The 12,030-nt window shown below is 67.9% G+C and carries 7 protein-coding genes; 3 read left to right on the plus strand and 4 right to left on the minus strand.

Annotated elements, in window-relative coordinates; all coding sequences use genetic code 11:
• Positions 1-63 precede the first annotated feature (63 nt).
• Positions 64-3,000, minus strand: a complete 2,937-nt coding sequence (locus EDF69_RS09965; RefSeq protein WP_132883749.1) for a TonB-dependent receptor domain-containing protein — start codon at positions 2,998-3,000, stop codon at positions 64-66.
• Between the two features lie 309 nt (positions 3,001-3,309).
• On the opposite strand from EDF69_RS09965, the gene EDF69_RS09970 reads away from it, so the two are divergent.
• Positions 3,310-6,087 carry a TonB-dependent receptor gene (locus EDF69_RS09970; RefSeq protein WP_132883750.1) on the plus strand — a complete coding sequence of 926 codons (2,778 nt, stop codon included), beginning with the start codon at positions 3,310-3,312 and terminating at the stop codon, positions 6,085-6,087.
• Positions 6,088-6,107: 20 nt separating this feature from the next.
• Positions 6,108-7,382, plus strand: coding sequence for a histidine-type phosphatase (locus EDF69_RS09975; protein ID WP_132883751.1), 1,275 nt, complete (start codon positions 6,108-6,110; stop codon positions 7,380-7,382).
• Positions 7,383-7,391: 9 nt separating this feature from the next.
• Here the strand turns inward: EDF69_RS09975 and EDF69_RS09980 are convergent, their stop codons facing one another.
• Both EDF69_RS09980 and EDF69_RS09985 read right to left on the minus strand, forming a co-directional pair.
• The gene (locus EDF69_RS09980; RefSeq protein WP_132883752.1) at positions 7,392-8,534 is read right to left on the minus strand and encodes an aminotransferase class I/II-fold pyridoxal phosphate-dependent enzyme; all 1,143 of its coding nucleotides are present in this window, start codon (positions 8,532-8,534) and stop codon (positions 7,392-7,394) included.
• Between the two features lie 146 nt (positions 8,535-8,680).
• Positions 8,681-9,871, minus strand: a complete 1,191-nt coding sequence (locus tag EDF69_RS09985) for an amino acid aminotransferase (RefSeq protein WP_132883753.1) — start codon at positions 9,869-9,871, stop codon at positions 8,681-8,683.
• A 140-nt stretch (positions 9,872-10,011) separates the two neighbouring features.
• On the opposite strand from EDF69_RS09985, the gene EDF69_RS09990 reads away from it, so the two are divergent.
• Positions 10,012-10,653, plus strand: coding sequence for a glutathione S-transferase family protein (locus tag EDF69_RS09990; protein WP_132883754.1), 642 nt, complete (start codon positions 10,012-10,014; stop codon positions 10,651-10,653).
• Positions 10,654-10,659: 6 nt separating this feature from the next.
• Here EDF69_RS09990 and EDF69_RS09995 read toward each other — a convergent pair whose 3' ends face one another.
• Complete coding sequence (locus tag EDF69_RS09995) at positions 10,660-11,985, minus strand: dicarboxylate/amino acid:cation symporter (protein ID WP_132883755.1); 1,326 nt, start codon at positions 11,983-11,985, stop codon at positions 10,660-10,662.
• Between the last annotated feature and the right edge of the window lie 45 nt (positions 11,986-12,030).

Raw genomic sequence — 12,030 nt, forward strand, 5'->3', positions numbered from 1 at the left:
CGGACCGCCTCTGCCGTTTGCTGGTGCGGCAGGCTCTCCATCGAAGATCCTGCCGCATGCGTCTTAGAAGTTGGCGCTGATCCCCATGAACAGCGTCCGCCCGGCGACGTCGTACACACCCGGGTAGGTGTTGCCGTTGCCGAACGAGTACAGGTTGCCCTGCGCCAGCACCGGCGGATCCTTGTCCAGCAGGTTGTTGATGCCGGCGCGGAAGACCACGCCTTCCTGCACCTTCACCGTGCCGGCCAGGTCGAAGTAGCTGTACGCCTTGATGCGGCGGTTCAACTCCGAATAGCCGCCGCTCGTCAGGAACGGATCGTCGGTGTTGGTGCTGAGCTTGGTGGAGCCGATGTAGCGCCAGTTGAGCGACACGGTGCCGATCTTCTCGGCATCGGTCCACGTCAGGCGGGCCTGGTGGCGCCATTCCGGGGAAGGCTGGCCGCAGGTCGGCCCGAACAGGCCCTTGCAGTCATAGGAGCCGAGGCCCGGGAGCGGCTCGTTGACCAGCTCGTTCAGCCAGGTGCCGGTGAGGTCCAGGTTGAACGTACCGGCGTTTTCCGTCGGCACGCTGTAGCTGCCTACCACGTCGATGCCGGAGGTCTTGAGCGACCCCGTGTTGAGGTTCGTGGAGACGACATAGCCCTCGCGGCCGAACAGGACGCCGGTGCGCGGGTCGCGATGGAAGAGGCCGCAGAAATACGGATCCGCGGTCGAGAAGCACTGGCTGATCGCGAGCGAGGTCGGGACCGAGCTGATGTAGTCCTTCACCTTGATGTTGAAATAGTCCACCGACAGCGAGAAGCGCGGCAGGAAGCGCGGCGTCAGCACCGTACCGACGGTAAAGGTGTCGCCCTTTTCCGGCTTCAGGTTCGGGTTGCCGCCGCCCAGCGCGCTGCACGTCTCGGACGGGCATTCCAAGATCTTGCCGTACTGCTCCGGCGTCACGCCGCTGGCGAGGCACTGCTCGAGCGTCGCGTCGGGCCTCGTGCCCGAGCAGGGATCCTGCGCGGAGACGTTGCCGACCTGCTGGCCCGCATAGAGTTCGCTGATGTTCGGCGCCCGGATCGCGCGGTTGTAGCTGCCGCGGAAGCGGATGTCGGAGACCGGCGCATATTCGACCTCGAACTTATAGGTCGAGATCTTCTTGGCCTGGCTGCTGTAGTCCGAAAGGCGATAGCCCGCGTTCAGCGTGAGCGACTTGGCGAACGGCAGGTCCTGCAGGACCGGCACCTCGATTTCGCCGTAGATCTCGCTGACGTTGAACTTGCCCTGCGACTCCGTCGTCCCCTTCGACTGCGCGACCTCGTCGGCCTCGAACTTCAGGGTCTCGCGGCGATGCTCGACGCCGATCACCACGCCGATGCCCTGGCTCGCCCAGGGGCTGGTGATGCCATAGCTGGTCAGGTCGGCGCTGACGTTGCCGCTGTAGACCTGCTCGGTGTCCAGGCCCCGGGTGTAGGTCGGGACATAGATATAGTCGAACGCCTCCTGCGAGATCGCGCCATAGGCGAACACGTCGAGGGGCACGCAGTTCGGGTCCGTCCCGTCGATGACCGAGGTGCAGGTGGGGGTGCCGTTGACGTCCACCACCTGCAGCCCGCGGTTCGCACGGCGGGCGTCGATGTCGTTCTGGTAGTTCTCCCGGAACAGCACGCGGGAATAGAGCGCGTTCACGTCATAGCGGATGCCCTCTGCGATCTGCCCGCGCACGCCGCCGGTGATGCGATAGTCGGTGTGGCGCAGGTCGTCGCGACGCGGACGCGCGAGGCCGGCGACCGGGCGATAGCCGATGAACAGGTCCTGCGTCTCCGACGTGCCATAGGCCGAACCGCACAGGATCTGTCCCTGCTGCGCACTCATCAGCGGGTTGTCGCAGTTGATGGTGTAGGTATCACCCTGCCACAGCGCGGAGGGCGCCACCTGCGAATAGCTGCGGTCGTCCATGAACATGCCGCTGGCATAGATCTCGGCCGCCGGGCTGATCTCGAAATGCGCGAAGCCGCCGGCGGTGTAGCGCTCGTCCGAGCGCTGGAAGTAGTTCAGCGGCGCGGTGTTGTAGCGATACGCCGGGCCATAGGTGTCCCAGGTCTTCCGGCCGTCCTTGGTGTTGACATAGGTGGTGCCGAAGCCCGGGCCCGACAGCGGGTTGAACAGGCCGTATTGGTTGTTCGACGATCCGCCGCACACCAGACCGGTCGAGTCCGCGTTCGGGTCGAACGCGCAGGCGGAGACGTCGCGGTCGGACTGCAGGATCGGCTTGACGTTGCGATAGCCGAAATAGGCGGTGATGTTGCCGCGCCCGTCGGCGAAGTCCTTGCCCGCCGCCAGGTTCACGTCCAGGCGCTGGCCGTCCAGCACGTTGCGGTTCGCGCGGTCGTAGCCGGCGTCCTGCACGATCTGGCGGGCGGCATCGTTGTTGTTGTCGTGGAAGGCGAAGCCATACTGCACGTCCGCGCGGACGCCGTTCAGGTCCCGCTTCAGGATGAAGTTGACCACGCCCGAGATCGCGTCGGAGCCATAGACGGCCGAAGCGCCGCCCGTGACCACGTCGACGCGCTCGACCAGCAGCGAGGGGATGAGGTTGAGGTCGGTCGCCTGCACCGGCAGCAGGCGCTGACCGTCGACCAGCACCAGGTTGCGGTTGCTGCCGAGGTTGCGGAGGTTGACGCGCGCCGTGCCGTCCGAACCGTTGGAGACGTTCTCGTTCGCGTCCGCAGTCACCTGGGGCAGCCGGTTCAGGACGTTCTCGACATTGGTCGCTCCCTGAAGCCGGATCTCCTGCGCCCCCACCACGGTGAGCGGGCTGTTGCTGGTCAGGTCGGGGCGCTGGATGCGCGTGCCGGTGACGGTGATGGAGCCGCTGTCCGACTCCGCCGCGGAGGGAGGGGCTACGTCCTCGATCGTCGGCCCGGTGCTTTGTGCCGCTGCCTGGCCGCCGGCGGTAAGTGCGGCCGCAACGGCGATCGTCGACGCATATCGCCGGAAATCGCGGTGGCGCATCGTGTTTCTCCCCTTTGAAAAATCCCTCGGGCGGAGAGAACACTAATCGAATACGAAATGTCAAATACGTTATACGATTCTGACATCACCCTGCACGGTTGGTGTCGGAGTGTTGCTTCGACGTTACGGTTTCAGGGCACAGCGGCCTGACCGCGCGCTCGCCGAATGCCGTTGGCTGTCATTTCGGTGTCATCGACGTGCCACGGGACTGTCTTTCGACGTGCCTAGGGAGCCGGCGGCCGCCGCGACGTCTGCGCCGGCCGCTTCCTGGGGGACTATCGCGTGCGAAACGCTCGAACTGCCCGCGCCATGTTGCGCACGGCTCTGCTTGCATCCACCCTGGCGCTTGGCGTCGCCGTTCCGGCCGCCGCGCGGGAGGTAACCGGAACCGTCGTCGACGCCAGCGGCACCCGCAGCCTGAGCGGCGCCGAACTCCGCATCGTCGAGCTCAACCGCGTCGTCGAGGCGAACCGCGACGGCCGCTTCCGCTTCGTGGACGTGGCGCCGGGCGAATACACCATCGTCGCACGCTACATCGGCGCGGCCGACGAGACCCGTCACGTGACGGTGGTGGACGCCAGCGATCTGGTCGCCGATTTTGCTCTCGCGCCCGCCGGTGCGGCTGCGGACGACGCCGGCAGCATCCTGGTCGTCGGCCTCGCCGCCAACCAGGCCAGTGCCCTGTCGCAGAAGCGCTCCGCCGACGGCGTCGAAAGCGTGCTGTCGCGCGACGCCATCGGCCAGAACCCGGACCAGAACGTGGCAGAGGCGCTGCGCCGCGTTCCCGGCATCTCGGTGCAGGACGATCAGGGCGAGGGCCGCTTCGTGGTCGTCCGCGGCCTTGCGCCCGAGCTCAACAACGTCTCGATCAACGGCGCCCGCATCCCCTCTCCCGAGGCCGAGAACCGCGCGCTGGCGCTCGACACCATCCCCTCGGAACTGGTCGGCTCGATCGAGGTCAAGAAGACGCTCACCCCCGACATGGACGCCGACACCATCGGCGGCTCGATCGAGGTCAAGACCACCAGCGCCTTCGATCGCAAGAAGGACCTGCTGAGCTTCAGCTTCGAAGAGTCCTACAACGACCTGCGCGACCGCGCCTCGCCGAAGGGCTCGGTGGACTTCTCCAAGCGCATCACCCCCGATTTCGGCATCTCCGGCGGCGCGTCCTACTATCGTCGCCGCTTCGGAACCGATGGCGTGGAGGCGTCCGACTGGACGCGCAGCGATGCCGGCATCGCCTATCCGGAAGAGGTCGACTATCGCGCCTATGACGTGACGCGCACGCGCATGGCAGGATCCCTCTCGCTCGACTGGCGCCCGGCCGCCAGCACCACCCTCTACGCGCGCGGCATCGTCAGCTCCTTCCGCGACGACGAGCTGCGTAGCCGCCTGCGCTTCACCTTCGGGGGTGAGCCGGTCAGCGGCGACGCAGGCAGCGCCAGCTTCCTCTCCGGTGCAGGCTCGGACAACCGCATCCGCGTCCGCCGCGAGATGAAGGACCGCACCGAGATCCAGAACGTCTATTCCGGCACGGTCGGCGGCAAGACCGAGGCGGGTCTCTGGACGATCGACTACTCGGGCAGCTATTCCTATTCCGAGGAAAGCGAGCCCAACCGCCAGGACACGATCTTCGACCGCCGCTTCCAGGCAGGCGCCAGCCAGCTCGGCGTGACGCTGTCCGGGCTCGACACGCAGACGCCCGAATACAGCGTGAGCGACCAGGGCCGCTTCACGGACGGAAGCGATCCCATGAGCGCCATCGAGACGACGGATGGCCTCAGCACCGACGACGAATGGGCCGCGCGCCTGGACGTCGCCCGCGACATCCCGCTCGCCTCCGGCACGCTGCAGGTGAAGGCGGGCTTCAAGGGCCGTTTCCGCACCAAGCAGTACGACCTCGACTTCAACAGCTATGACGAGCTGACCGATGGCGACTTCCCGACGCTCTCCGGCCTCTCGCGCTCGATCGGCAGCAAGGGGCTGGTCGACATGAACCCCGCCGTCGATCCGCTGGCCGTGCGCGGCTGGTTCCAGGCGAACCGGGATCGCCTGGTCCGGAACGACGACGACAGCATCCTCTCCAGCCTGTCGGCAAGCTATGCCGTCGATGAGGACATCTACGCTGGTTACGGCCAGCTCCGCTACGACAGCGGCGCGCTCCGGGCGGTCGGTGGCGTCCGCATGGAGCACACCGAGAACAAGATGCGCGGCTATGCGATCGATACGGACACGGTGGAAGCCACCCCCGTCACCTTCGACCGCAGCTACACCAACTGGATGCCCAGCCTGAACCTGCGCTTCGAGCCCACCACGAAGCTGGTGCTGCGGGCGGCGGTGACCCGCAGCCTGGTGCGCCCCAACGTTTCCGATCTCGCGCCGCGTTTCTCCTACAATGCCACGGACGGCGAGGGCGAATTCGGAAACCCAGAGCTCAAGCCCTATCGCTCCTGGAACTTCGACGCATCGGCCGAATATTATTTCGCCGACAACGCGCTCGCCGAGGTCGCGGTGTTCCACAAGCGGGTGTCGGACTTCATCTTCCAGTCGCGGATCGACGACTACGACTTCGGCGGCGTCGTGATCGACGAGGCAACCGTCCCCTTGAACGGCGACACCGCCAAGGTCTCGGGCGTCGAGCTCAACCTCCAGGCAGCGCTGAACTTCCTGCCGTCGCCGCTCGACGGGCTGCTGGTCGGCGGCAACTATACCTATGTCGATACCAGTGCGACGCTCTACGGTCGCGAGCTGACGCTGCCGGGCAGCTCCAAGCACATCTGGAACGCCTTCGTCGGCTATGACAAGGGTCCGCTCCAGCTGCGGGCCAGCGGCACCTATCGCGGCCGCTACCTCGACGAGGTCACCGCCGATGGCGACGGCGACATCTATGTCGATCATCGCCTGCTGTTCGACGTGGGCGCCAAGCTGCGGGTCGCGCCGGGCGTCCAGCTCACTGCCGACTTCGTCAACATCGGCACCGAGCCGTTCGATCGCTACTATTCGGGCACCGATGCCGGCGGTCGCCGCATCGCCCAGCACGAGGAATATGGCTGGACGGGCAAGTTCGGCTTCAAGATCACGATGTGAGCGGCAGGAAGGGACCGGAAATGACCCAGTATCTGGCAGGCGCTGCGCTCGCGATCCTCGCGCTCGCGCAGTCCGCCGTGGCCCAACCCGCGCCGGACGCACCGCCTGCGGGCGCGCTCAAGCTCGATCGCGTCGTGCTGCTGATGCGGCACGGCGTGCGCCCTTCGACCAAGTTCCCGGCGACGCCGGTCGGCACCACTCGCGATCCGTGGCCGGCCTGGTCGACGGCCGCGGGCGACCTCACCCCGCACGGCGCAGAGGCGATCCGTCGCCTCGGCGCCTATGACCGCGCGCTGTTCGCGCAGCAGGGCTTGCTGCCCGCATCCGGCTGCGCTGCCCCGGGCACGGTCGTCGCCTGGGCCAGTTCCGCTTCTCGCGCGATCAAGACCGGCAAGGCGTTTCTGGAAACGCTCCAGCCCGGCTGCGCGGTTCCGCTCGACCATCCCGTGAACGAGGACGACGACGCCGTCTTCCATCCGCTCGACGGCAGCATGAAGATCGACGGCCAAAAGGCACTGGCCTCCGCCCAGGCGCTGCTGCCGCCGGGGGGCATCGCGGGGGAAGTCGCACGCAACGCCGATGCCTTCGCCGTGCTGGAGCGCGTCATCGGCTGCTGCCCGGGTGAAGCGTGCGGGACGACTGCCGCGAAGCACCAGCCGGCCTGCACGAGCCGCCGTGAGACCCGGCTGGTGGCGGAGCAGGGCGATAAGCCCGACCTCGACGGCGCGCTCGGCTTTGCCTCCACCGCCGGCCAGACGATCCTGCTCCAGTATCTGGAGGGGATGCCGATGCGCTCCGTCGGCTGGGGACGTGCGTCCAAGCGCGACATCCAGACGATGCTGCGCTTCCACCCGGTCAAGTTCCGCTACGAGACCCGCCCGGCCTATGTCGCGGAGCGCGTGGCGGCGCCGATCGCGCGCCGGATCGGAATGGCGCTGAACCAGGGCGATGCGCGGGTGACGCTGCTGTTCGGCCATGACAGCAACCTGGCGGCGCTGGGCGGCTTCTACGACCTTCACTGGACGATGGCCGATTATCCGGCGGACGACATCGCGCCGGGCGGGGCAATCGGGTTTGAACGCTGGAGCGACGCGGCCGGCAACGGCTTCGTCCGCGCGTTCGTGCAGGCGCAGACGATGGATCAGGTCCGCAACCTCACCCAGCTTGGCAAGCGCAACGCGCCGGACCGTCGCTACATCGCCATTCCGGGCTGCGCCGCCGCGCAAACGCCGTGCTCGCTCGCGACCTTCAACCGCATCACCGCCGCCAAGCTCGCGAGCCCGGCGGAGCGCTGATCGAGCGGATCAGCCGGCGACGCGCGCCTGGTTCGGAAGCCAGGCGCGCAGCCGCTCGATCGCTTCCTCCACCAGCGGCGTCGCCACGGCGAAGCTGAAGCGCACGAACCGGCGGCCTCGCACCGGATCGAAGTCGACTCCGGGGGCGGTCGCGATGCCGGTGTCCGTCAGCATCCGCTTGCAGAAGCCAATGCTGTCGTCCGTCAGGTGCGCGACCGAGGCGTAGATGTAGAAGGCGCCGTCCGGTGGCGCGATCTCGCCGAGGCCAAGCTCGGGCAGCGCGTCCAGCAGCAGCGCGCGGTTGCGGCGATAGGTCCCGACATGCCCCTCCAGTTCCTCCGGCGCGTCGAAGGCGGCGAGCGCGGCATGCTGGCTCAGCGACGGCGGCGTCAGGAACAAATTGCCCATCCGCTTGCGCGCTTCCTCGACCAGGTCGGCCGGCGCCACCATCCAGCCGAGCCGCCATCCGGCCATGCTGAAGTATTTCGAGAAGCTGTTGAGGATGATCGCGTCCTCGGAGTGGCGCAGCATCGTGTCCGCCGCCATGCCATAGCTCAGCCCGTGGTAGATCTCGTCCGAGAGGATGCGGATCCCGCGCGCCCGGCACAGCTCGGCGATGCCGGCGAGTTCATCGCTTGGGATGATCGTGCCGGTCGGATTGGCGGGGCTCGCCAGGATCAGCCCCTTGGGAGCGGGGTCGAGCACCCCCAGTGCCTCGCGCGACATCTGGAAGCGCACCTCCTCGCCGCAGTCGATCTCGACCGGCTGCATGTGCAGCGCGCGCAGCGTGTTGCGATAGGCGACATAGCCCGGCCGCGCCGTCGCCACCCGGTCGCCCGGCTCGAAGGCGGTGGCGAGCGCCAGCACCAGGGCCGGCGACGCGCCGCAGGTCAGAAGGATGCGTTCCGCCGCGACCTCTACGCCATAGCGCTCGCCATAATGCCGGGCGATCCGCGCCTTCAGCGCCGGGCTCTCCCAGTACCCCATCGCATCGTTGTCGAGCACCTGGTGCGCAGCCGCGATCGCGGTGCTCGGTGCGCCGGTGGAGGGCTGGCCGAACTCCATGTGGATGATCGACCGCCCCTCCTGCTTGAGCCGGTGGGCAAGCTGGCTGATGGCGATGGCATGAAAGGGTTCGACGGTGCTGCGCATCCGCGCCCCATTCCACGACACCGCACCGCGCGCCAGCCCCTCGAGCAACCGAGTACCCCGGCGAAGGCGGGGGCCCAGTGGCAACATCCTCGCAACAGGACGCCCGCTCTCCACCTCCGTGCTCCTGCCTGCGCAGGAGCACGAGACTAGCCGACCTGTGCTTCGACCAGCGCCTTGAGCGCCTCCCCGAACCGCGCGATGCTCGCCTCACTGAACCCGGCGATGTTGATGCGCCCGGACGCCGCCATGTAGATCGCATGGTGCTCGCGCAGCCACGCCACCTGGCTGCGGGTGAGGGGCAGGGTTGCGAACATGCCTTTGCCGCGCGCGATCGGCGCCAGGTCGATGCTCCCGATCGTGCCGAGCGCGCTGACACCCTGGCGCAGCGTCACCAGCCGCTCCCGCATCGCATCCAGCTCCGCGCGCCACTCGGCGGTAAGCGCCGCATCCTCCAGCACGATCCGCGCGACGGCCGCGCCATGGTCCGGCGGCATCGACCAGTTGGCCCGCGCCAGCGCCAAGAGGTTGGAATAGAGGATCGCACTCGCCTCTGCGTCCGGCGCCACCGTCCACAGCGCGCCCGTGCGCTCGCGATAGAGCGCGAAGTTCTTGTCGCACGAATAGGCAAGCAGCCCGTGCCGGCAGCGCGCCAGCACCGCGCGCGCACCCGCCGCGTCGACGTCCCAGCCGTCGCCCAGCCCCTGATAGGCCAGGTCCACGAACGGCACGAGCCCGCGCACTTCCACCCGCTCGGCGATCTCCGCCCACAGCGCCGCATCCGGGTCGATACCGGTCGGGTTATGGCAGCAGCCGTGCAGCAGCACCGCGTCGCCGGGCGCAGCCTTGTCCAGCGCCGCAAGCAGCGCCGCCCCGTCCAGCGTCTGGCTCGCCACGTCGAACGCGTCGAACGCCTCCGGCGTCAGCCCCGCCGCGGCAAAGATCGGCGCGTGGTTCGGCCAGCTCGGCGTTGCGATCCAGATGCGCGAGACGCCCGCACGGGCGAGCAGCTCCGCGCCCAGCCGCAGCGCGCCGGTTCCCCCCGGCGTCTGAATGCCCGCAAGCCGCTCGGCTGGGACGGCATCGCCCAGCACCAGCGGCGCGAGTGCGGCGACGAAGCCCGCATCGCCCTCCGGCCCCAGGTAGGACTTGCTGTCCTGCGTCGCGAGCAGCCGTTCCTCCGCCTTCTTCACCGCGCGCATCACCGGCGTGCCGCCCGCAGCGTCGCGGAACACGCCCACGCCCAGGTCCAGCTTGAACGGCCGCGGGTCGTCGCGGTAGGCGCCGATCAGCGCCAGCAACGGATCGGCAGGCAGGAGCGAAAGCTGTTCGAAGGCCATGATCTCTTCCGAATGGAGCAACGCGTCACGATTGTCGCGTCGGACAAGCGGCGACGGTTAGCCCCGCGGCGGCCCCCGGCGCAATCGCCTTGCAGCCATCCGCAGCCCCCGGCGTTGGGCAGCCCAGCAGGAGGCACTGGATGATCACCGTTCACCATCTCGAGAATAGCCGATCGCAGCGCGTGCTCTGGCTCCTGGAGGAGCTCGGGCTCCCCTATGCCGTGCAACGCTATGAGCGGGACAAGGCGACGATGCTCGCGCCCCCGGAGCTGCGCCGGGTCCATCCGCTCGGCAAGTCGCCGGTGATCCAGGACGCGGCCGGCGCGGGCGGCAGCCCGGCGGTGATCGCGGAAACCGGGGCGATCGTCGAATATCTGGTCGAAAAGGCGGATGGCCGGCTCGGCGCGCCCGCGCATCGCGAGTCCGCGCTGCGCTACCGCCACTTCCTCCACTATGCGGAAGGGTCGCTGATGCCGCCCCTGCTGGTGAAGCTGGTGCTCGGCCGCGTGCCGGTGTTCGGCAGGGCGGCGCAGCGCCGCATCCAGCCGATGATCGACGTCCACCTCGATTTCATCGAGGCCGAACTCTCCCGGCGCGACTGGTTCGCGGGCGACGAGTTCACCGCCGCCGACATCATGATGAGCTTTCCGCTGGAGGCGGCGCGCAACCGGGCGGGTCTCGACGAGTCCCGCCCGGCCACGATCGACTGGCTGGAGCGCATCCACGCCCGCCCGGCCTATGGCGCAGCGCTGGCGAAGGGCGGGCCCTACGCCTACGCCTGAGTGGCCTCAGCCGATGTGCCGGAAGCTGTCCGGGGCATCGGCGCGCGGCGTGCCGGAGGGCGCTTGCGGCGGCTCGATCTCCGCAGGCTCCGGCGCGTCCAGGCCGCCCTCCCACTTAGCGATCACGGTCGCCGCGATCGCATTGCCGATCACGTTGGTTGCCGTCCGGCCCATGTCCAGGAAGTGATCGACCGCCAGGATCAGCAGCAGGCCGGCTTCCGGGATCTTGAACATCGACAGCGTGGCCGCGATCACCACCAGGCTCGCGCGCGGTACGCCGGCGATGCCCTTGGACGTGACCATCAGCACCAGCAGCATGGTGATCTGCTGCCCCAGCGACAGCTCCACGCCATAGGCCTGCGCGATGAAGATCGACGCGAACGTCATGTACATCATCGAGCCGTCGAGATTGAACGAATAGCCCAGCGGCAGCACGAAGCTGGCGATGCGCGGCGGCACGCCAAACCGGTCGAGCGCCTCCAGCGTGCGCGGGAAGGCCGCTTCCGAAGAGGCGGTGGAGAAGCCGACCAGGATCGGCTCGCGCAGGTAGCGGATCAGCTGGCCGATCCGAGGGCCGATCATCAGGAAGGCGACGCCGAACAGCAGCAGCCACAGCGAGGCGAGGCCCGCAAAGACGCTGGCCATGAAATAGGCGAGCTGCCCGATCACGCTCGGGCCCTGCTCGGCAAGCGTCCCGGCGACCGCTGCGAACACGGCGATCGGTGCGAATCGCATCACATAGTCGGTGATCTGCAGCATCACCGACACCAGCGCCTCCAGCGCGCGGGTTAGGGGGGCTGCCTTTTCACCGACGGCCGTCATCGCGACGCCCACGAACACAGAGAAGACGACAATCTGGAGGATCTCGTTGGTCGCCATCGCCTCGACCATCGAGGCCGGCACGATGTGGCTGATGAAGTCCTTGAGGTTGAACGACGCCTTCGCCAGCCCGGCGGAAGCATCTGCCGGCGGCATCGGCAGCCCCAGGCCGACGCCCGGCTGCAAGAGGTTCACCAGGATCAGGCCGACCGTCAGCGACAACAGGCTCGCCCCCACGAACCATGCGAACGCACGCAGGCCGACCCGGCCGAGCGCGCTCGTGTCGCCCATGTGGGTGATGCCCACCACCAGGGTCGAGAACACCAGCGGCGCAATGATCATCTTGATCAGCCGCAGGAACAGCGCCGTCACGATCGAGAAATAGCCGGCGATGTCCTTCAACTGTGCCGTGCCGGCGCCGCCCGCATCATCCAGGGACGCGTTCAGCACCCAGCCGACGACAAGGCCCGCGACCAGACCGAAGAGAATATAGGCGGTAAGCCGCTTGGCCATTCAGAAAAACCCCCGGGGAAGAAGGCCGGCAACCAAGGGGAATGC

This window comes from Sphingomonas sp. JUb134 (genome assembly GCF_004341505.2).
Classification (GTDB): domain Bacteria; phylum Pseudomonadota; class Alphaproteobacteria; order Sphingomonadales; family Sphingomonadaceae; genus Sphingomonas.